Origin of the sequence: Butyricimonas sp. Marseille-P3923 (assembly GCF_900184685.1) — a bacterium.
Taxonomy (GTDB): domain Bacteria; phylum Bacteroidota; class Bacteroidia; order Bacteroidales; family Marinifilaceae; genus Butyricimonas; species Butyricimonas muris.
Genome location: NZ_FXXL01000006.1, coordinates 204119 through 227201, shown reverse-complemented (window position 1 = coordinate 227201; position 23083 = coordinate 204119). Strand labels below are relative to the sequence as shown.

The window sequence follows — 23083 nt, the reverse complement described above, 5'->3', positions numbered from 1 at the left end:
TTATCCACGCATAAAGATTAATATTTAAAAATTAGGGATTTGACGGGGTATGCTTTTGGGGAATTGACAGGGTACATACTATTAACTATTTAACTAATAACTAGTACTGGTGTTACAGGCTTGCCAGCCTATCCCACGAGATAAAAGCAGAACCAGAAAGTCCATAGATCATTTTTAGATGGTTGTTTCAAACTGGAATTAATAATGGCAAATGAAGAAGAAAAGAAGGATTATAGAATCATAACGAGAGATATTGCAGGTAAACTGAACCTAGATGAAACTTATACATTTACATGGTTACTTTTTAAATCAGATTACGAAACAGGTGAATCCCATGTACTGAGGGAAACACTTCGTGAAGTTACAGGAATAAAGGACGTGGATACCATTTCCAAGTACACCGCCAAATTTGAAGATTTAGGCTTCCTGCGTAAAGAGTATAATTACAGGAACAATGAAGGACAGTTAACCACACCTGTTACATATCATGTAGACATTCCAAAGAGTAACTGGGTCAGGTTCAAGAAAGATTTATTACTGGAAGATATTCCTGATGAATTGAAAGCCTTCCTAGTACTACTTAAATGTTTATGTATCAATAATACCAATATCACTTGCTATAACAAGACAGAAATATCTAGGCAATTAAACTTATCTCCCAAAACCGTAAAGAAATATATAGATTTGGCAGTAAAGCATCATAAACTGGTGGAAGTTAATAATTTCTTCCTTATCACGGATAACAACATCATACTGGATACCCCACATGCTAAAAGTAATTTTGGATTGAGAACTTTTAACAAGTTAGCCAGAGAGAAATACGATATTATATATAACTATTGTATAGAGAAGAATGTTATCCCCCCTCCATACGATTTCAAGCTAATGGAAGTGCTATGTATTCACAGGTACGATCAACCAGAAGAGGAACTGGAAACGGCAGTTAGAAATGGAGATAGAAACGCCAAGAAGCATTATAATTATTATTCATTGAAATGTAACCTGCCTAAATTGTGTCCCAACCTGCCACCTCAAATACATAGTTTACAATATTTCCTTACTTCATTGATAAATACTAAATGTTATAAAGAGAGGGCTTCTAGTCCAAAAGAAGTAAAGAAGACTATATTATACCTTTAATTATAGATATGGATTATCTATTGTTTCAATGATTCTAATAAATCTATTTTCTGTATTAATGATTTTGTAGATAATTCAAATCTAGTATATTTTTGGTCACAATGCTCTAATGCCAAATAAAGAAAATTTTTGTCAATCTCACCTGTATCAAAAGATAATTCTTCGTTTTCTCTAGAGAATAATGATTGATAATATCCTGTACCTCTATAAGAATTATTGTAACAGTAAATCAATTTCGCCATAGCAAAAATAAGAGTTCGATACTCATATTGTTCTTTATCTTTCAATGAAATAGTAAAAATAGAATTGATCTGATTTACAATATCATGAATATTTAACTTATTTCTTTTGATAGCATTATATAAGTCGTTCTCATAGTATTTTAAATAAATCAACATGAACACAACTTCAGGAAGAACACATCCTTCTATACGAAATGTTTTTAGCACCAAACGAGTGTACGCAAATAACTTTTCAATTTTTCTTAAAGTAAGATGTTTTTCTGTTGATAATATAACCGAAATCTTTTTAAACAACAGGCTATCATCTTTAAAAGTATCATAGGTACACCTCCACTCATTTTCAAAAAACTCATTAAGGGTAAAATAATCATACAAGTACTCGCAAAAATCTTTAATAGATGGCTCTGGCAAACTATATTCAATATCAATAAATCTTCTTAAATATTCATCTGCATTAATATTTTCACTACCATAGAATCCTCTAATAGAGTTGCCGAGTTGCTTTTTATCTATTGATAACACGAAAATTATTCCTTGTACTGAAAAGAAATGCTTAACCTTTTCCAGAACTTCCACAGCGTAATCTGGTCTGCATCTATCTAGCTCATCAATAATAAAAACAACAGGTTTACCTCCATTGTTTTGTGCAACAAGATTACAAAGATCATTTCTTAATGATTGGAGACTTTCCTTTTTTTGGTCATAATTGCTTATTTCATTTTCAAAAAATGCTGCCATTGCTTCTCCTCCTTTTTCTATCACATCAGCAATACCCCCTAAACCAATACTTTTTGCAACAAATTTTAATGAAGCTGGAATTATTTTATTGGAGAACTTTGCGAATCCTTTTAAAATAGAATCAAAACGCTTCTCTGGATCAGAGGTTATTAATGATTTCAACTCTCCTAAAATACCAACCATAGGTTCTAAAACAAAGTCATTCTCCCAAGCGTTGAAGTATATGGTTTTATGTCCTTCATTTTTTAGCTTCTGCATCCACATTTTTACGAAGGTTGTTTTTCCAACTCCCCATTCTCCATTAATTGCAAGCACAAATCCCTTTGCATAGCTATCAACTATTGATGACAAAATATTTGCATAAGGCTCTCTGCCCAATTTACAATTTGCGAAAGGATTTTTTTTATCTATAACAATATCTTCATGTTTCATATCAATAATATTGAATTGTGGTGTTTATAGCTGTTTATTGTACAAATTTAATGAATACTTATTGTTTCTCGTAATTATTCTATGGCAATATTTCCCCATCTATATTGAGTGAAGCCTTATATCATAAACATATATATCTACCCTCTGATAAAACACCCCCTCCCTTTCGATTTCAGGTTAGCATTATATATAAAGAGTATTCCACGCTAGGGTAGTGTACCATTTACATCCCCCACCCATCTCTGGAAAAAATCAATTAATTAAAAACAAACTATCATGTTAAAAAAAGATTTTGAAGTGAACAAGGTTATCCTGCCCAAATGTTTTTCAGACATTAGTAAATCCAAACTGGCGGGCAAGCTGGTCACGTTACCAGCACCTCCAAAAGTGGGAGATATTCTAAAAGTTATTGGATTCAAGGGTGAAGACCCAACAAGTATTTCCCTCTCCTGCATGAAAGGGGATGAAAGGATAGATATTAGAATCCGTAACATGGTGAAAGGTTCCAAGCAAACGGGGATAACACCCGATGATGTCCCGTGTGATCCAGTTATAGAGGAACAGTATAAAGACAGGCTACAATACATTTACCCCTTGGCAGTGAATACCAGTTACGAGGATTTGTTTTCTATCCTAGACGGGCAAACTATTATTTGCTGTGGTAGCATGGAAACGCCTGCCAGTTACAACGGGAACGAGTACACGCTAACTGTATGGAAATTCGCCATACTGTTTGATGAAGAGTAGAGAGTAATCTCTACTTTTTTTTGTAAAAGCATTATTCTACTAAAATAACCCTTTAGTGGAGAAGGAACAGGGACAGCGAGCGCAGTGGGAAGGGGAAAGATATTGTTATACCAAAGTGAAGGAAGTATCACCTTTCTAAACAGGCAGTATAAACAAGAATCTTTCCTCTCCATTGCCAAACCTGACAAGTTTACAACTCTCTCAATTTCATTACCATTAATGTATTCAAATTAAAAATCAACTAAAACAATGTCATGAATGAAGAATTGATAAAAGTACCAGTAGTAGAACTGGTGTACAGGAATAACACTAAACCTTCTAAAAGGTATAAAATCAAAATGGCTAGGGACGTTCACGAGCTACTGGTTTCTCCATTTAAAGATACCATAGAGCACCATATCTCAACTAGAGTTATCCTGTTAAATGGTAGGAATCAAGTATTAGGAATATCTACCGTGAGTGAAGGTGCGTTATCTTACAACATCACGGATATTAGGTTTATAGTACAACTAGCTGCTCTCTCTAATTGTAAAAGTGTGATAGTTTGTATAAATCAACCTTCTGGTGATATAAAGCCAACTAAACAGGATGATGAACTGGTACAACAGGTAAAGATTGCACTTTCATACATAGATGTAGAGTTACTGGATTACGTTCTTTACTATGAAGAGGGGTATTACAGTTATTCAGCTAACGGTAAGATATGAAAATTTAGGTTGGTGAATTTTTGTCTGGATTGGTATATATAGCCACTAAGGACAATAATCCTCACCACCAATAGAACGTAAACTATAAATGTATTTCCAGTTTAATTTTTTAACTGGCATAACGCTAGAGAATGAATAAATCAAGTAGAAGTGATAATGAACTTTATAAATCAAGGTTGGTGGAGAATTTATGAATTGTATATATAAACTGAAGTTTCAAATATTTCCACCACCAGTAAATAGACTAGATTATGAACACGTCAATATTAATTTCAAACCAGAATGAAGGATTGTTGCCAGTTTTATTTGGCAGTGATAACGTCAAGCAAGAAGAACCTACCTACACTCCTTATGAAGTGGTAAATGAACCAACTAGAAAGGACGAAAGGAGAAAACATTTTATAGAGGCTAACACTTCACCAGTAGATATGCTACATTTAAAGAATGATTGTATCGTGCCAGTGTTCAGCAAGGATAACGAGATGACAATATCCCATCCAGCATTTATTGAAACAGTGCATAAGGTAGCTAGTGAATTGTTTAGAGGGGAAAGCATGGATGAACCTGATATAATGGTTAGCCACGTTATAAAAGGTAGGATTCCAGAAGCGATACATAAACCAGTATCTGAATTACTGGAAAGTGACAAGACTATTTATTACGAAAGAATGGCGTTCGCTTTTGAAATACCTACTATTCATGAATCTATAAACGGCAACAGGGTGAATCTATGTATTACAGGTGTGAGGGCGTATAACAGGGAGAACCTCTATTCAAAGAAGACATCAGAGAGGTTCAGTGTTGCTATTGGATTCAAGAACAAGGTATGCTGTAACCTGTGTACCTTTACTGATGGTTTCCAGACTGATTTAAGAGCGATGAGTTACCATGATTTATTTAGAGGGGTGATGAAGTTATTCCAACAGTACGATGCGGAAAAGCATTTAAGGTTGATGAAGAGCTTTACAGGTTCTTACCTCGCGGAACATCAATTCGCACAATTCTTGGGTAAAAGTAGGTTGTATCAATGTTTACCTGCCAGAGAGAAGAAGCGTTTACCATGCATGGAGTTGACGGATAGCCAGGTTAACATGGTGGCTAAAGCGTATTACAACGATGACAATTTCAAGAGGGAGCATGGAGAGAATGAAATAAATTTATGGAAATTCTACAACATGTTGACAGGTGCGAATAAAAGTAGTTACATAGATAATTTCCTCGATAGGTCATTAAACGCCACGCAATTAACAGAAGGAATAGATAGAGCTTTGCATGGTGATAACACCTATAAATGGTTTATAGAGTAATTAATCTGATTCTAAATTACAATAGAATACCCGTTGTCTGGCAGCGGGCGATGATTAATTCATAAATTTGTTACACGGCTACCCCGTAGTGGCGTTTGTAGGATGCTAAAAATTATCTACCTTTGTATGACACTGGGCAGGGTAAAACCTGTTTGGTAACATGTTAGATAATAGAAGCGTTTAGTTTTATCCTCACTTTGGAATCTGGACAATTTCATCATACAGGGATAAACAGTACAAACGCTCATGCTTGCCATATATACAATCCAATTATATATACTGGTTTAGCGTGGGGTAGCTGTTTATTTGTATGAAAGGGAGTCCAGACCCTCAAAGTGAATAGACTGACAATTCCCACGCTTCTTTTTTGTATTAATATTTCTTCGGGGATTGGGGAGTTCAATAAAGTAATGGAATATATTACAAATTAAAAACATATTACTATGAAACGAATTATCAATACCGTGGTTATGATTGCATTAATAATCATTAACCATCCTTTAGTTGCACAACAAGCTTACATTTATCAAACCGTAATTAAAGATGGAATTATGGCATACCTTCGTCCCTCTCCAACAAGCATGGATGTCATTCAAAAATGTAAAAAAGGAGAAACGGTTTATGTTTTAGACATCAATACTGGGAGTGTATATTATAAAGTAAAGGTTAATAATACCATTGGATATATTACAAAACTCTGTTTACAACAACAAGAACCTACCCAAACAGTAAACAACCAACACGATTTCAGGGAGAGAACTTTTGAATGGGCTGGAAAAAAATACAGCGTGGAGAAATTGAAGAACCTATTTATACAAGAAAGAGAATCGTGGTTACGCAGAAACAATTATTCTAACAAAGAGAGGGAGCTATTTGAGGAAGGTTTTAAATTAGTACTAAAAACATTAGATTCTGAAGGATTTGGAAGAAATCCAGATGGTTCATGGACTAATTCTGCTGGCATTACCAGTAATGGTACAAGAGAAACAAGTATTTTAGGTTCCACGAAGAACACTACCAACAACGCAGTGGGTATTGCAACTCAATTATTAAATTACGTGATGGAGTTTCTTCCCGCAGAGCCTAAAGAATCTTCATCATCTCACGGTAAAAGCGATATCATTGTATGTTATGTGATTGGAAGAATCAGTATTCAACATGAGAACTATTCTTTAACAATGGAAAACAACGCAGTATTGATAAATAATAACCAATTTGTATTTATCAACCCCGCAACAAATGAAACACTTGCTAAAATTGACATAAAAAATAGACAGGATAGTGATACTTGGCATTTGTATATATGCTCGGATGATCTTGGCAAAGAATGTGGTGTTGCAATTCCCAAATATATTGACATGGGACAGCAACTACTTTTTGTGCAAGGTGATCAAAAAACTATATTTGTTTTGTATACGGCAGGCGATGAAAAACTAAGCAATGATAGCTATAGAAAACAAAAATTTTCAGAGGAGATGGGACGAGTATTACAGTATCATCAATTGTATAATGATGCAATAGAACATTATTCAAACGCAACATATTTAGGAGCAAAAAGTAAAGGCGTTTATTCAGCTATGGCGAAATGTTATTTTGAAAATCAACAATATGAAGCGGCAATTAGTTTTGCGAATAAGGCTTTAAACGAATTACCTGACCAATATTGTGATCGTGATGAGTACATTTATAATGTTAGAGGATGTGCCAAATATATACTTGGGATTGCTTCATATAAAGATGATTTAAATAAAGGAGGTGTTGCAGGAGAAAACATTCTAAAGGGAATAAATGCCAATCCTCAATCTCGTCCTCAAGTGACAAACAAATTAAAGAAAGACCCTAATTTCAAAATTAATTGATATGAGATATATTTTTTTTATTAATTGTATCACGATGGTATTATTACAAGCGTGTACTAAAAAATTATCAGACATAATATCAGAAACAGAAAACGCTACATTCACAATATATACTTACGATGAATTTGGAGCACCTAAAGGTTCTGGATCTGGTTTCTTTATTGATCCATCAGGAATGGGAATATCGAATTATCATGTACTAGATGGTGCGGTAAAGGCAATAATAAAAACTGTTGATGGAAAGGAACACGAAATAAAAGAAGTTGTGGCTTCTGATAAAAAATGGGATATTGTAAAATTCAAAATCAAACCTTCTAAAACTCAACATTCATTTTTGAAATTTGCAACAAAATCTCCACAGAAAGGTGCAAAAATATATAATATTAGCGCTCCACTTGGGTTGGAAAATACTGTTTCAGAAGGAATTGTTTCTTCTTACAGGGAAGATCAACAACATGGACAAACGGTACAAATTACAGCACCAATTTCACCTGGTAGTAGTGGTAGTGCCATATTAAATGACAAAGGAGAATGTTTTGCCGTTGCTACCTTTCAAAAAACAAGAGGACAAAATCTTAACTTTGGTGTGTTATTAGATCAAGATAAAATTGAACAGCTAAAAAAGAATGACTTTGTTAAAAATAATTCCTCTTTTAATCGAGGGGACAAATTTATTCTTTTAAATATACCTTCAAATCAAGGGGCTGAAATTATGTTACATGCCCTAGAGTTTAAAAATAACATGACCATTGGTTATTTTTCATATACAAATCTCAATCTCAGTATTCCTAATGCAGTTATATGGTGTGAATTAAATAAAAAAGATGCAGGTTTTTTAATCCATGATAAAGATCTAGACATAAAACACTATCTAACATCATCTACAATTGGTGTAAATAAAGCCGATGGAACTCCAACACCTTTGGCTTCTTGCACAAGATTTAAAGTGTTTTTTCCAGCAATAAAAAATAAACTCAAAAATATTGATATTGTGTATGGTTACACTTCTAGGGGATGGCAATTCATGAATATCAATTTAGATGAATACAGGAAAAAAATATCTGTAAATGTTGATAATTATTTTAGAGATTTTGCTTATGTTTCCATGCAAGAAGGTGATTTAGAATATTCTGCCTCTGTATTTTCCAACATATTAGAAAATAATCCAGATGATGAATTAGCGTTAAATGCAATGGGTATCATTTCTTACGTGATGGATAATAACAGTGATGCACAATATTATTTTTCTAAAGCAATTGAAAGTAATCCAAGTAACACTACTGGACTTTTAAATAGAGCTCAATTGTACAGGAATCATCAAGAATATTCCAAAGCATTAAATGACTTGAATAGAGTGATTGCTATAGATCCCGTACAACCAGATAACTATTTAACTAGAGCATACCTTTATGCTGATATAGAAGAATGGAGAAAAGCCATACAAGATATGGATGAAGTTATTAAATCTGAGGATTTTAAACGGGATGCTTATGCTTATATGTATAGGGCAATATTTAAAGCTCGTAATAAAGACCGAAAGGGTGCTTGTAAAGATATTCAAGTTGCTTATAACCTTACAGATGACAAAGAACTCGAAAAACAACTCGAAGGATTATGGGAACAATGTGGGTGTAAATAAAATAACTAATACAAGAAAGAGAATTTAATACTTGTCAATACAACAAAAATGAAATTATTAATAAAATCAATGACACGCTAAAATGAGCATGAATTTATTTTTTTGCGTGTATTTTATGATTACATATATTAATATGTAAGAATTTAGAGAACAAGTGGAAAGATTAATCACCAGTAAGTGAGTGATTATCGTGGAATGGCTATATACCAATCATGATAAGAACTCACTTCCTTTTACAAGCAGTTAGATTAAACGATTGATATATGAAAGAATATATTCCATTTTTTGCAAGTGTAGTCTTGTTAGCTATTTATCTGGGATTCAAATTAACAGAATTAGAATGGTTTTGGGGATGTATATTGTTGGCTTCAATAATTATTTATACCTTGATTTCAAACACCAAACTAACAAAAGAGAAATTGGAATCTCGCATTTGTGATTATTTGTATGACAACGGTTTTGAACACGAGAAAGAGGAAGGAGAACTTTATTTCACTCGTAAAAACTTGAAGTATCATCTTGAAATAATACCAAGGGATAATGTGTTTGTGGTGTATTTTTCTATTCCTATTGAAGATGACGAGTATAACACTCGATTTGATAGTTTTGACAAATTGTTTTTGGGACAGGTTGTCAATGCTAAATACAGGTTTGTTAAAGTCAGAACTTATAATGATTCATATTTTATTGACGTGTCCATGGATATTGAGAATAGTAAAGTCTTTAAAAAGAGATTTTTTAATGTAATGTCGCTTTATGATGATGTGATAAGCGATATTCATGTTCAAAAAGAGGAAATCATGAAACGTAACATGCAACAGCAAGAAAGACCAAAGATTGGATTTTGATATAAAATAGAATTTAATCGTGCTTACAAAAGTTTTTGAAATATGGGAAACAGAAAGCCTGTTTCATGGTTAGCCAAAATAAAGAGGCTATTTACAGTATCTTTCACGGAAGACACGAAACGTGACACCTCTCTTGTTGATGAAGAATTAACAAGGGAAGGTATTCACGTTGATTTATCTCCTAACTTCGAGAAAGAAGCAGGGGTATTAAAGAAAACAATAGAGATTTCTAAAGATACCATCGTGATTGGTAACAAGATGTTTAGTAACAATTTTGAATTACATACCGTCACGATACCTAACCACGTGGATAGAATTGGCAACTATGCCTTCTGGAACTGCGTGAACCTAACATCTATATTTATTTCTAATGGATTATATAGAATTGGCGAGGGGGCTTTTAGTGGTTGTACCAAGCTGGCTTCAATAACGTTACCTGATAGTATCATGGAAATTGGTACTAACGCTTTTTGGAATTGTTGGAGCCTAACTTCAATCACTTTGCCAAATAAATTAACTGAAATAAGGACTGGAATGTTGAAGAATTGCTCTAGTCTTACAAGTGTTACTATCCCTAGTAAGGTCACTCGTATCTGTAAAAATGCTTTCAATCATTGCGAGAAACTAAGTACGATTATCATTCCTGATAAGGTTACTTGCGTGGAAGAATTTGCTTTTTGGAGTTGCGAAAGTTTAGTTGCGATCACTTTATCTTCTAGCCTAGAAGAGCTAGGGAATTTTGCCTTGGGTAATTGCAACTCTTTAATTGAGATACATTCCAAGAATAAAATACCTCCTAGCGTGAGAGATAATACATTTGGCAAAAAGAACTACATGGAATGTAAATTGTTCGTTCCTGTTGGTTCTTACAAGGATTACAGGCAGGCTATGGGGTGGTGCGAGTTTAAACAAATAATAGAAGAATGACATGGATGTATTGACAAAGATATTTAAAGAGATAGGAATAGCATTTATTCTGACTTTGATTGCACTTACAATAGGTTACTTGCTATTTGAATTGGTTGTTTACTGGGATTATCATTTATGGACGATTAAAAATAGAGTAGGATATGTAAGTAATATCAACTCTTTTATGGTGTTAGTATTTATCCATTCCTGTTATTGTATCGCTTGCGAGTTCATTCCCAAAGGTAATAAACAGCTATATTATTTAGGATGCTTGTACGTGTTATCAATATTAATCCCCACAATCTTCCCAAGAATTAACGAATCAACATTTGGGATGATGCTGCGTTTATCAATCATTTCTGTCCCATTTTTAATATTGGGAAGAGAGATGATAGAGAAACTAATTGATAAAAAAAGATTAATACAGGTTTGTTTGAACTGGAAAATCATGTATGTAATATGGTTCATCTATCTACTTGTAATTGGAACCCTACGGAATAACTGGAATTTATTCTTCTCTATAATAGAAGTATTATTCATTATAAAGATTATTGGTTGTTGCGTCTTTGCCATATCTGGATGCTATTGGTTACGAAAAAGGCAATGGTTAAATACTGTAATGTTTTTTATTCCAATCTGTTTTAGAGGAATAATATCTATAATTCATGAGTTATGAAACGGATACTACTTACTTGTTTAGATGATGTTAGAATATCAATCATATTGCTATTCATGATTTTTTACTTGTTTAATACAATTCCATTTGATCCTAATGCAATATATTGGCTTAATTTCAAACCTGTCATTAAATTTGGAGATTTTGAGTTGGGGCAATTATATATAAATGGAAGATCATTCTATTTAGGTTTAGGAATATGGTTAATTCCTTCATTTATATACCAACTATACAAGAAAAAATGGAAAAATGTGGGAATATTACTTGTTGCGTTTTGTATTACCATGTTCCTCCACACATCAGATATTGCGGTTAATCAAACATTTATTCACAAGATATGGTGATTTACAAATTACATTTTCAAAATGATAAGATATAAAGATATATTGAATGCCTGTTTAAACTGGAAAATAGTCTATTCATTCTGGGCTATCAGTTTTATAGTGTTATTTGCTGTACAAGTCACTACTAATCTTACTGTAATATTAAAAATCTACTGGTGGACACTAGGCATTGCGACTACACTTGTAGGCTTGTACCTCCTTTGTAAGAAACAATGGATAAGTAGCCTGCTATATTTTTGTTTGTTCCTGTTTCCAATGATCGCATTTAAGTTGGGAATGTTAGTGAAGGAATTGTTGATATATGGACAACTAAAATGACAATATATGAAGTACTGGAAAGATTTACGAGTGTATGTTATATTGTTGCTTTTAAGTAATTGTATATGTGCGTTTGTGGCAGGGGTAACAAGCTGTAGTAATATTGAACACTATATGTTTAATTTTGACAAGTGGTATGATATTGGTAATTACGTGTTTATTACATTGATTGGCTTAATGCTAGCATTTCTTGTTATCACGCTTTCATCACGCTCTATCAAGAAAAGTAGGAAAGATATTGGATTAATATTAATACTCTGGTTAAGTCCTGTTGCGATTCTTATTATAGTAAGTCAACTATTGGATAAATTCATAATATAGTGATAAGATGAGTAAGAAGAAAAAACTTATTACAACGATATATACTGTCGTTATACTTGTAGAGATACTTGGGGTTGGATTCTTCGTTTGGAAGTGGATAGAGCCAACAAACTTTGGATATGCCGTTCTGTTTGTTTGCGTGTGGATCGTGGTAGCTTGTATCATAGTCATTCAGACGTGTGAGTTTTTGGACAAAGTACTAGATGAAGAAGACGTTGTAAAACAACATGAAGAGATAAAGGAAACAGAATGGCAAAATGAGATTAGCGAAGAAGAGCGACAGGCGATAGATGCGAAATATAAAGCAGAACATCAACAGGCAACAATAGATTTGTATAATGAATCAATGAAAGCCTTGTTCTCTTTTATAAACAACCTAGAGCGTTTCAGGTGGAAAATAGCCTCTCCTTACGAGAATCGTTTCCTGTCAGAGCAAGATGCTTGGGAAGTGGCAAGAAATAGACCTCCTTTCCGTGGGTATCTGCATCCTAATTATTACAGTGATAATGCCTTCTTGGATGAGTTAGATATTGCACCAGTAAAGGAACTAAAAGAGTTTATAGACCAGCATAGAGAGTTAGCACAATCACTAACAGAATGGGGTATAAAGTATGGAATTACAACCCAAGAAACAAGCGATAGAATGGACGCTAGAAATTACATTACAAGTTGTATAATGGGTACAGAATTTTATCCACCTATAAAGGGATCACTAACACATCATGCAAGAAATGATAAAAATGAATAATTATGTCTGTATATGAGAGAGAAGGTCATAAATTTGAATATAGACCATACGGAATACAATTACTAAACAAACCTAAATTAGAAGTAGGAGAAATAGAGAAAATAGAAGTAGCTGCTCCTTTAGAATGTCCAATGTTTAAAACCAAAGAAGAAGCTATTGCTTTTGCTAAAGAGAATGGTTTAAAAGAAGATGAATATGAGATTGCTTTCTGGTATGTATAATGTCACTTAAAAGCAGAGGTAAGTTATATGGATTACGGTAAGTTTACAAGACCTAAATTAGGACCACCACCAGAAGAAGGAGACCCTATATTTGTAATGGTTAATGATTGTATTACCATGTGTAGATATGCAGATGAACATACAGAAATACGTGACAAGAAAGGTAATTTAGTTGAAGTATGGAATGAAGCTGTAGACGGGATAGAAGAGAAGTATGGTAAATTAGAATATCATATTCATTATGGACAAGAAGGAAGTCATAACTATATAGCGATAAATGAAAATTATCGTATATATGGATATTCAGACAGAATTGAAGTATATAAGATAAGTACGAATGAGTTAGTGGAAACTATTTGGTCAGATAATGAAAACAGCCATGAAAGTGTATGATAATGGAATAGTATATGAATCAGATGAGAAATATGCTTATTTAAAATATTATCTTCAAATTGGTTTACTAAGTGGAGAGAAAAACGAAGAGTTGAAACAGATATATTTTAAAAATGAAGATAATCTCCATGAATTTGCTAAACAATATGGTTTAGAAGAAGATGAGTATGAAGTTATAGAATGGAAGTATTAATGAATCACTTATCATTGAAACATGGAGGAGAAATTAACTAAAAAGAGATTCTAATGAAAATACTTAATATACTAGGAATAGCACTTATATTATTTGGGATGATTGTAGGTGTCATTAAAATTTATATTAATATAGAACCGTATCGCAGCCCTTGGTATGACCCTGGACTAAGTTTTATACTATTAGGGATAATATTGCTAGTTCCTAGTGCAATTAGATATATAATCAATAAATATAAAATAAAATGATTATGAAAGAATGGACTGGTTATGGATTAATTCTAGTAATTGAAGCTACAAAAGAGTATCTATATTTTGATTCTCAGGAAGAACTTGATGAATATGTGAGAGAACATAATCTATCAAAAGAAGATTATACAGAGAGGTTTTATATACAGGAACTTCCTACATTACCTCCTCCAGAAAATACTAAGTAGAGATTATTTAACGATTTATCAACAACTCCACACGTGAAAAGAGTTTGGGATGCTTTAACTGGAAGATATGTATTTGTTCCTATTGCTACAGGAGCAACAATATTAAATAATAAAACTAATGAAGGACAGGGTCTATGATAATGGAATAATTAGAGAAGAACCATACTGGGGATGGGCAGGATTCACCAAGACAATAGCTCTTATTGATGAGTTTGGAGAAATTATTAGTAATCCTGAATATGATGATATATATTTCAGAACAGAGGAAGATGCACATAAATATGCTAGTGAACATGGACTAAAGGAGAATGAATATTGCATAGGTGAGTGTAAAGTTCAGCATATTATGAGGAAGTAGGTATTAACAATTTAAATAATAAATGATTATGAGTAGAACATTAGAACCTCAAAAAACTTGGACAAAAGAGGAACTTCCACAGTTACCAGAAGATCCAAACTCTGTTGAAGTAGAATTAACAGAAGAAGAGAAAGCTGAAAGTAGAGAAGTATGGGGAGAAGATAATATTACACGGATATAGTAGAAACTATTTGGTTAGATAATAAAAGGAATGATTACGAAAATAGGTAAAGATCCTTGGTGGAAGAACTGTGTTATTGATAATCAGTATACTGTGTGTTTTTTTACACCGATGGTATTTAGTGAGTTATAAATACCATCGGTGTAAAAAATAATGAAAGATTAGGAGTTGGAGAATTCAAAATAGTGCGCTTCTATTTACGCCCCTTTATCTCTTAAATCATATGATAAAGCATTATCATAGAAAAAACATAAATTTTAACCATTGCTAATACAATAAAAAATTTCTATTGCTTTTTTGTGTCTACAATATTTGTTTCATCGTGTTGATTTATCAGTTTCTGTTTTGATTAATTCATCAAAACTATCGAACATCAATTGTGAATTTTGATTTTTCAATCTAGTTTTTAAGATATGCATTATCCTATCCTCAAATGATATATTTTCAAAAACTTTTATTATATCTTCAAATTTATATTTAGACTCAAGAGAATTATAATGAGATTTGATATCAAGGAGGAGATTAGTAATTACGTCAGTTTCTTTTTCTGAATCTGTAATCTCATTCTCTGGAATTTCGTTTATTTCTCTGGTATCCTCTTTTAGCAAAGCTAATTTATTAATTATTCCAAACTTTTGAACATCATCTGTATTAAAATAACTAGAAATTACATCAATGAAAGAACCAGTCTTTGCTGAGTAATTAAAATTTGTCTCTGCTAAAGCAATTATATTTAGACTTATTGATTGTGGATTCAAATTAAAATTCATGATAGAAAGTCTATCTACAAGCTTTAGCGGGGAGTAAATATACCAGTAAGTGAGCTCTGGGTGAGCTTTAAGCAAATCTTTTCGGAAGGAATAAAATGCAGAATCCCAAGTTATAAGAAATGGCTCGTTTATTTCACCAGTTTCTATATCAATATTATTTTCTTTCTGGGAAAGAAATAAAATAGTTCTTAAATCATTTCCTCTTGCTGTAGCTGAACGTTCTTTCGACTGATATGCCAAAGATTTTTCATAAGCTATTTTTATAGAAGAATAGTTTGGATAAGTTGGATGATATACAAGTTCCACTCCAATCTGTTCAAATATTTCAGTAATTCTTCTTTTTGCTATTTGAGAAAATTCTTCATAGGCTATATCACCAACTTCTTCATTCATTATTTCATCAATAAAATCTATAAATTCTGTATCTTCATCAAGAATACCTTGATAAATAAGCTCTATGAAACAATTATGAAAAACATTCTTGGATTTTCCCAATTTAGATATGAAAGGTAAATGTAGAAACCGTCTAAGTTTATATGCTTCTAATAAATGTCCTGCAACCTCATCAATGTAATCGAAAGAACTATATAGACATACTTTATCTTTATATTTTTCCAATGTAATTAACAATAACTTCGATGCATGCATTGCAATATCTGGATAGTCAACTCTCTCATTATACAACGTACACAACATTCTAATTAAAACTTGAGTATCTAAGAATATTCTTTGCTTTTTAGAATTTACATATCTCTCAAGTTTGTTTGATGAGTATAAATTATTAAATAAATGGATAGATGATAATTTATTCAAATAATCGTTAGATTGACATACTTTAATTAACTTTTTTGAGTAAAGTTCTGCATTTTCTTTCTCAACTCCTTTCTTTATAAAGAAATTAGTTAAATCAAAATACGTTTTTTTTATTGATGTATTATAAGAGTTATTTGTACTTTTGACTTCTTCTATGTCAATAGTGTAATTCTCCCTATATAGTTTATACAATATATTTATCAATTCTCCAGAATCAGAAGGGATATTATTCTCCGAAATAAAAGAGCTAATCATACCTTCCAGTTCTATTTCTTGTTCTGATACTACTGAATATATATTTCCGATTTCTTGTTTTTGAGAAGCTGTTAGTTGATACTTATTTTTATCCAATTGACTTTCTATCTTTTTCTTTGAACGAAGATAATTTAGTTCTTTCCTTAAGAAATTAATATCCAGTGTATTGTTTAGATTAGGATTTAGATAATCAAATATCTCCTCTGACGAACTATTAGGATGTATGTATAAATAAGAAAAAATATATGAATTAATAAAGTTCTTTTTTATCTCAACACTATTTTTATTTAGAGTTAAGACATCAAATAAAATTTTAGTCTGCTTATCAGCAATTTTATGTATAGATTCATTCGTTTTAATTGCATGAGCTTCATAGGTAAAATCTCTAATAGAGGAATAGGTACTTGCTTCTTGTGCTAAAGTATTGGCATCTAAAATATTCAGGTTTATTCCATAATTAATTTCTGCATTATATACAAGTTCATTCTTTTTATCTTTTGTAATATTCTGACTAATATAAAAATCTAAATTATTTAAATAATTATATTTCTCTATATTTTCTGATGCTTTTTGCAAGTCTTTTTCCAACTTCTTTTCGTAATTACTATTTTGTATAGTAATCTGAATGTTCCTTTTTATATCCTTATCACCAATGATTATTTCCAAATCGTTTCCACCATCATAAGGGCCATCGGTGATTCTTACATTTGAAGTCTTATATTTTTCTTTCAAATACTCCTGAACTAATCTTCTGAAATTATCTTCAGACAAACTAGATATTAATATATTTAGTTCTTTACTCATTTTAAAATCGGGCTTTTAATTTTCATAAAAATACATTTTTACAGACAACTAACAAAACTACATCGAAAAAAAATACATGATTTTTTTTGTCGTCTCCAAACTGTCAATTAACTTGTTTCATGCGAGCCAGATAAGTTATTTATAATAATGGTAGAATACTCTATTGGCAAATGTATAAGAGCTGATAAGTCAGTAAAGCGAAATGGTAAATATCCAATCTATCTAAGAGTACGGAGTTATTTCAAGGATACGAAGTTTCCTACTAGTATTAATGTATGGAAAAAGTAGTGGAACCTGAAGAAACATGAACCAAAGAATAAGACATTGCTAATACAGGTTAATAAAAAGGTACTGGAGTTAGCTTTTCATATTAACTGTCGATTAACTGATGGGTAGGAATTGATGTTGGACGTAAGTTAAAGACTTCTATTTAAGAAAACGTAAAGTAAAGCCTCCAAATGACTCGTTTTATGACTTTGATTCATTTTCTGAATTTTGACATCTCTCTGGTTTGGTCCATGGTATACCTTCACGACATTCTTTCTCCCTGAACGAACACACTTATATCGTTTTGAAGACAAAAAACCTACTAATCGAAGGCAAATGACAAGATTCAGCATCTAAACAGACCTTCCAAATTAAGAAAGTCCATAATCGTTTGAAACTTTTAGAAATAGAGTTACTTTTGCTATATCATTTTCTCAGACAGAAACACCAATCAAAAGATAATATTATGATTCTAAAGAAACTATATCTTGAGAACTTTCGTGGATACGAAAAAATAACAATTCCATTTAACAATAATCTAAATGTTATTATTGGAAAAAATGATGTTGGTAAATCAACGATATTAGAGGCTCTTGAAATTTTTTTCAATAATGAAACAGTGAAAATTGAAATAGAAGATTTAAGGGTTGGGGCAGTTCCGCGAATTGTTATTGGTGTAGCATTTCAAATTGATAAGAGTAAAGAATATCTTATAGATCCAGAAAGAAAAACATCATTGGAAGCGGAATACTTATTGAATGAAGATGGTTTACTCGAAATAAGAAAAATATGGGATTGCACGAAGTCATTAACAGCAAAAAGTTTAACGAGTTATATCGTTGCCAATTATTTAAAAGAATTTTCAGAAGAACCTCTTGTTGCATTGAAAATAACAGATTTAAAAAAAATATGTACAGCAAAGGGGCTTGATGCAAACGTTCAAGATAAAAGAGTTCTATCAGATTTCAGAAAAGCGATATATAACTCTATTCAGAATAAAGAAAAACAATTAACTCTTATTCCAATAGACAAAGAAGATATAAAAAGAATATATGATAGCATAAGTTCTGAATTTCCTTATTTTGCCATATTTCAATCAGATAGACAAAATAGAGATTCAGATAAAGAAGTTCAAGATCCCTTAAAAGTTATAACCAAACAAGCTATTGCAGAGGTTGAAGTTCAATTAAAATCCGTAGTTGAGGAAATAGAACGGAGAGCCATTGAAAAAGGAAAGCGAACAATAGAAAAACTGTCTGAAATGAATCCCGAAATAGCCAAAACGCTCTATCCTAACGTTAAAAACAAAAATTGGGATACTCTTTTTAGCTTCTCATTCACTGGTGATGAAGGAATTCCAATAAATAAAAGAGGAAGTGGCGTTAGAAGATTAATACTACTAAACTATTTTAGAGCAGAGGCTGAAGAAAGAGTTGGAAGTTCAAAAGGGGTCATATATGCTCTTGAAGAGCCTGAAACTTCTCAGCATCCAGAATATCAGAAAATATTAATAGATTCGCTAATTAAACTTGCCAATGACGAAAACCGACAAGTGATTATTACCACTCACAGCCCAGAGATTGCAAAAATAGCAGAAAATGAGAGTCTTATTCTCATCAAAAAAGATTCATTGGGGAAGCCTAATATCGTTTCTGAAGAAAATAATAAATTGTCTGATATACGTGAAACGTTAGGAATAATGCCATACTTAACAAAACTCGTTGTATGCGTAGAAGGAGAGTATGATATTAGATTCTTGAAGAATATTAATCAAAATATTCCAGAATTAAAGTCTATTATTGATTTAGAAGAAAAACAGATAAGCATTATTCCCATGATAGGAGGTAATCTAAAAAATTGGGTAGAAAGATATTATCTAAAAGATTCAAATGTCATAGAGTTCCATATCTATGATAGAGATTCAAGTTCAGGAAAGAACACTGAACAATACAAAGAACAAGCAGAGAAGATTAATAGCCGTCCAGATAAATCTTTTGCCGTATTAACAAAAAAAAGAGAACTTGAGAACTACATTCCAAAAGAAATCTACAGTGAATATTTCAAAGCAGTAGATTGTAATTCCATTTCAGATTGGGATAACGAAGATCTACCTACATTCTTTGCTTCCAAAACAGGATTAAAACAAGGAGAAGTTAAGTCTATTGTAAATGGATGTTTAGCAAAACGATTAACAAAAGAAATGCTGGTACAACTAGATGCTTTTGAAGAAATAAAAGGCTGGTTTGAAAAAATAAGTGAGCTATATGAATAAGAGTGATTATGACGCATGATGAAAAATTAGATAAAATCTTATATGGTTTATTATCTCGTATCTCTACCAAGATTAGAAATAATGGAGAAGATGACAAAAGATTAACAATGGACTTCATTTGCAAAACATTATTTAAAGAAGAAGGGCATGAAGATTGGGAAACCGAATTTCTACAAAGAGGATTATTATCAGATGGATTAATTGAATTTAAAAGGAAAGAAGATTTAGATTTGCCAGAAATAACAGATTTGGGAATAAAGTATATCCAAAATGGAGGTTACACAAGAAAACATTCAAACAAGAAAATAGAAGAGGACTTGAAAATACAGACTCTCAAGAACGCTAAGAAAAGTTGGATTGCCATTGTAATTTCAGTAATATCATTGATACTTACTGCAATAAATATTTGGGTTGCATATATCAAAAATTAATGAGAATATAATTTAAACTTGTCAGCAAAGAAGCAAATAATTAATTTTGCTAATACAGTTTAAATTAAATTCTCTGTATACAGGGTTTGCTTCACCAGAAGCAAGCCCTGTATATTTGTGGAATGTTCACTTTCTGTATTAGTGAACGTTTTTCTTATTATCAATTACTTACAATTTAGGGCTATTCTCTGGCTCTATAAAATATTCACTTACATATTTAATCTTACAAATTTGAACGTTATGAGTTTGAAGTATTCTAACACCACGGCAGACCGTCTGGATTGGGCTGATATGCTTAATCTAACTAGAAAACTAATACAGGACGGGAATTATAAAATCGCTTTGTTTATCACGCTAGGTTCTTTCTGGGGATTACGTGTGTATGACATGAAGCAACTCGCTTGGTTGTTGATTCTGGATAAGGATGAAATCACCATCACGGAACACAAAACGGAGAAGAAAAGGACTATTCCCATTTCTCCACAACTAAAGAAGTTCATTGCAGATTGTTATAACCACATTAACCCCGTTTGCCTTAATTCTCCTGTCTTTCTAAGCCAGAAGAAAACCGTTTACTCCACCCAACAGCTAAACAGGATTCTAAAGCAGATAAAGGCTAAGTACAGGGTAAACGTCAAAAACTTCTCCTGTCATAGTTTACGCAAGACTTTTGGAAGGCAGGTTTACAACCAGAATCCAGAGAATGCAGAAAGGGCTTTAGTTATGCTTATGGATATGTTTAACCATTCCTCTTTGGCTATCACAAGACGGTATATTGGATTGAGGCAGGAAGAGGTTGCGCAGACCTATGAATCTTTGTCATTCTAATTGAAAAAGCCTATTCCTTCAATTTAGAGGGGATAGGCTTTAATTTTAATAGGTATATTATATTTATTCTTCACGTTTCATTTTTAAGTTTTCATTATACTGTTTTCGATATGAATAGTCTATTCTTAATGATCTTAGTTCTGCAATTTCACTTTTTAGATATTCTTGAATAGTTATTTCTTTTGTTGTAACAGTAGTGTTTAGGGAGAAATTTTTTAGACTTGTATTTTTAGATGTTTCTTTATATTCTGTAATTAGAAGGGTATCTTTGTTTAGCGTATATTTATCTGGTAAGATAGAAACTAGAGGGCTTCTAGCAGTTTTTCTAACAGCAATGATGAACTCTAAACCACTCCTAAATTGAATGACATAAAAACCTTGCATCATAGTGACAGTGTAATAGGTAACAGAGGCAAGATGTTTGTGGAATAATTCTCCTTTTTCCTGAATATTAAGATTATCTAGTTTTTCTTTTTTTCTGGTGTCAATTAATCTTAGTTTATCAGCTTCTTTACTGAGTTTTGCATCAGTTAGTTTGTCCATTTCTTTTTTAAGAGCTTCAATTTTATTTTCTATTTCGATTTGTTTGTTTTGTACCGCAGTGCGTAATGTGGAAGAACGTGCTTCTAAATAGCTTTGTACTAATTCTTGATTTTCTGCTTCTAGGTTTGAACGAATTAACTCTTTGTTTTTGATTTGTTTATTCAAACCGTCAATCTCTTCAATTAAGTTTTGTACTTTGTTATCAATCTGTCCTTTGAAAAAGTCAATATTTTCACTATAATTCATGTATTTGAATAAGCTATATATAATTTCATTGGTTAGATGATAAGAGATTTCATCCTTGAAATGGCAGGCAATAGGATTGTCTTCTGTTCCCACGTAACTACATCTGTATGTGAGTTTGGTGACAGCCTTTTCTGGTTTCTTGTCCTTTACAATCATGGAACGTCCACATCGACATTTGAAAATTCCTTTTAATGGGTTGTATAGATTTTTGCCAGTTGATTTATATTTATGATTTTCTTTTACCAAAAGATTTGCCCTGTCAAAATCTTCTGGTGTAATTATTGGTTTAATATTGACAGAAATGACGCTTGCTTCTTCTCTATCGAATTTTAATTTCCTTTTTCTAACTCCTTTGTAAATAGAATGTTTGATTAATCTACCTAATAATTGTCTGGTAACAAAGAATCCTCTAAATGTAATATTTCTATTATTGAAGTATCTTGCGACTTCTCCAAGTGAATATCCTGATAATATTAATTCATAGACTTTTTTTATGTGTTCAACTTCTTGTTCATTTTCTTCGAGAATTTTTTTAGGTCTACGTCCATTAGGATTATAGATTGCTTGGAAGCCAAAAGGTATATTGCCATCAACCATAGCATAGGGGTTATTTGATAATATAGCTTGTTTGCCTTCTTGATTTTTTCTTTTTATTTCGATTCTTTCTTTTGCATTTTTGTCTGCACTAACAAGTAAGGTTATTAGTTCTATTAAATTCAGAGCTTGATTAGCTTTATAATATTTACTTGCATCGTCTAAAAATACCACGTCTAAACCATGATATATAATATTTTGAATTGTATTGACTGTAATTAATGTTTCCTCCCTGCTCAATCGAGATAATTCTGAAATTACTAATATTTCTCCATCTTTATCTGTAAGAGATTGTAACTTAATATAGCCTTCTCGATCAGCTCTTGCCCCAGAAATTCCGTAATCTACAATTTCTTGAACAATTTCATAGTTGTTTCGAGCGCAATACTCTTGAATTTTCATCCTTTGTCTTGCGACATCTTGCATTTTAGTTGAAACTCGAATATAAGTAATAGCTTTTTTCATAATTTTGTTCCTAAATAGATATCACAAAGATAATCAAT

At 32.0% G+C, this 23083-nt stretch carries 22 protein-coding genes; 19 read left to right on the top strand and 3 right to left on the bottom strand.

Annotation, left to right across the window (positions count from 1 at the left end):
• Window positions 1-204: 204 nt before the first annotated feature.
• Window positions 205-1140: a hypothetical protein gene (locus CS948_RS06895; protein ID WP_099290985.1), complete on the top strand. Its 936-nt coding sequence runs from the start codon at window positions 205-207 to the stop codon at window positions 1138-1140.
• 17 nt (window positions 1141-1157) lie between these two features.
• Here the strand turns inward: CS948_RS06895 and CS948_RS06890 are convergent, their stop codons facing one another.
• The gene (locus tag CS948_RS06890; protein WP_099290984.1) at window positions 1158-2552 is read right to left on the bottom strand and encodes a P-loop NTPase fold protein; all 1395 of its coding nucleotides are present in this window, start codon (window positions 2550-2552) and stop codon (window positions 1158-1160) included.
• 276 nt (window positions 2553-2828) lie between these two features.
• Between CS948_RS06890 and CS948_RS06885 the strand changes: the two genes are divergently transcribed.
• The 15 genes from CS948_RS06885 (at window position 2829) to CS948_RS21635 (ending at window position 14757) form a co-directional block, all read left to right on the top strand.
• Complete coding sequence (locus CS948_RS06885) at window positions 2829-3299, top strand: hypothetical protein (RefSeq protein ID WP_099290983.1); 471 nt, start codon at window positions 2829-2831, stop codon at window positions 3297-3299.
• A gap of 254 nt (window positions 3300-3553) precedes the next feature.
• Window positions 3554-4006 carry a JAB domain-containing protein gene (locus tag CS948_RS06880; RefSeq protein ID WP_099290982.1) on the top strand — a complete coding sequence of 151 codons (453 nt, stop codon included), beginning with the start codon at window positions 3554-3556 and terminating at the stop codon, window positions 4004-4006.
• 251 nt (window positions 4007-4257) lie between these two features.
• Window positions 4258-5313: a DUF3871 family protein gene (locus tag CS948_RS06875; RefSeq protein ID WP_099290981.1), complete on the top strand. Its 1056-nt coding sequence runs from the start codon at window positions 4258-4260 to the stop codon at window positions 5311-5313.
• A gap of 443 nt (window positions 5314-5756) precedes the next feature.
• Window positions 5757-7172, top strand: coding sequence for a tetratricopeptide repeat protein (locus tag CS948_RS06870; protein WP_099290980.1), 1416 nt, complete (start codon window positions 5757-5759; stop codon window positions 7170-7172).
• A 1-nt stretch (window position 7173) separates the two neighbouring features.
• Window positions 7174-8811: a serine protease gene (locus tag CS948_RS06865; RefSeq protein WP_099290979.1), complete on the top strand. Its 1638-nt coding sequence runs from the start codon at window positions 7174-7176 to the stop codon at window positions 8809-8811.
• A 263-nt stretch (window positions 8812-9074) separates the two neighbouring features.
• The gene (locus tag CS948_RS06860; RefSeq protein WP_099290978.1) at window positions 9075-9659 is read left to right on the top strand and encodes a hypothetical protein; all 585 of its coding nucleotides are present in this window, start codon (window positions 9075-9077) and stop codon (window positions 9657-9659) included.
• 42 nt (window positions 9660-9701) lie between these two features.
• Window positions 9702-10586, top strand: coding sequence for a leucine-rich repeat domain-containing protein (locus CS948_RS06855; protein ID WP_099290977.1), 885 nt, complete (start codon window positions 9702-9704; stop codon window positions 10584-10586).
• 1 nt (window position 10587) lies between these two features.
• Entirely contained in the window at window positions 10588-11244 is a 657-nt protein-coding gene (locus CS948_RS06850) for a hypothetical protein (RefSeq protein WP_099290976.1), read from the top strand.
• Window positions 11245-12234: 990 nt separating this feature from the next.
• Window positions 12235-12975: a hypothetical protein gene (locus CS948_RS06830; RefSeq protein WP_099290972.1), complete on the top strand. Its 741-nt coding sequence runs from the start codon at window positions 12235-12237 to the stop codon at window positions 12973-12975.
• Between the two features lie 2 nt (window positions 12976-12977).
• On the top strand, window positions 12978-13196 hold the full coding sequence (locus CS948_RS06825; RefSeq protein WP_099290971.1) for a hypothetical protein: 219 nt from the start codon (window positions 12978-12980) through the stop codon (window positions 13194-13196).
• Between the two features lie 27 nt (window positions 13197-13223).
• Window positions 13224-13589, top strand: coding sequence for a hypothetical protein (locus CS948_RS06820; protein WP_099290970.1), 366 nt, complete (start codon window positions 13224-13226; stop codon window positions 13587-13589).
• Window positions 13576-13782 carry a hypothetical protein gene (locus CS948_RS06815; protein WP_099290969.1) on the top strand — a complete coding sequence of 69 codons (207 nt, stop codon included), beginning with the start codon at window positions 13576-13578 and terminating at the stop codon, window positions 13780-13782. Before CS948_RS06820 ends, CS948_RS06815 begins: the two co-directional genes overlap by 14 nt.
• Before the next feature lie 250 nt (window positions 13783-14032).
• A complete protein-coding gene (locus CS948_RS06805) occupies window positions 14033-14218 on the top strand; it encodes a hypothetical protein (protein ID WP_099290967.1) in 186 nt (61 codons plus the stop codon).
• Window positions 14219-14336: 118 nt separating this feature from the next.
• Entirely contained in the window at window positions 14337-14576 is a 240-nt protein-coding gene (locus CS948_RS06800; protein WP_099290966.1) for a hypothetical protein, read from the top strand.
• 28 nt (window positions 14577-14604) lie between these two features.
• Window positions 14605-14757, top strand: a complete 153-nt coding sequence (locus CS948_RS21635; protein ID WP_176554958.1) for a hypothetical protein — start codon at window positions 14605-14607, stop codon at window positions 14755-14757.
• A 317-nt stretch (window positions 14758-15074) separates the two neighbouring features.
• On the opposite strand, the gene CS948_RS06795 is transcribed toward CS948_RS21635, so the two are convergent.
• On the bottom strand, window positions 15075-17399 hold the full coding sequence (locus tag CS948_RS06795) for a hypothetical protein (protein ID WP_099290965.1): 2325 nt from the start codon (window positions 17397-17399) through the stop codon (window positions 15075-15077).
• A gap of 733 nt (window positions 17400-18132) precedes the next feature.
• Here CS948_RS06795 and CS948_RS06790 point away from each other — a divergent pair.
• The 3 genes from CS948_RS06790 (at window position 18133) to CS948_RS06780 (ending at window position 21197) form a co-directional block, all read left to right on the top strand.
• Window positions 18133-19938 carry an ATP-binding protein gene (locus tag CS948_RS06790; RefSeq protein ID WP_099290964.1) on the top strand — a complete coding sequence of 602 codons (1806 nt, stop codon included), beginning with the start codon at window positions 18133-18135 and terminating at the stop codon, window positions 19936-19938.
• Between the two features lie 8 nt (window positions 19939-19946).
• Window positions 19947-20369 (top strand): hypothetical protein, encoded by a 423-nt coding sequence (locus CS948_RS06785; protein ID WP_099290963.1) that lies wholly within the window; start codon window positions 19947-19949, stop codon window positions 20367-20369.
• 240 nt (window positions 20370-20609) lie between these two features.
• Entirely contained in the window at window positions 20610-21197 is a 588-nt protein-coding gene (locus tag CS948_RS06780; protein WP_099290962.1) for a tyrosine-type recombinase/integrase, read from the top strand.
• Between the two features lie 63 nt (window positions 21198-21260).
• Here CS948_RS06780 and CS948_RS06775 read toward each other — a convergent pair whose 3' ends face one another.
• Window positions 21261-23045, bottom strand: a complete 1785-nt coding sequence (locus tag CS948_RS06775) for a recombinase family protein (RefSeq protein ID WP_099290961.1) — start codon at window positions 23043-23045, stop codon at window positions 21261-21263.
• Window positions 23046-23083: the final 38 nt, after the last annotated feature.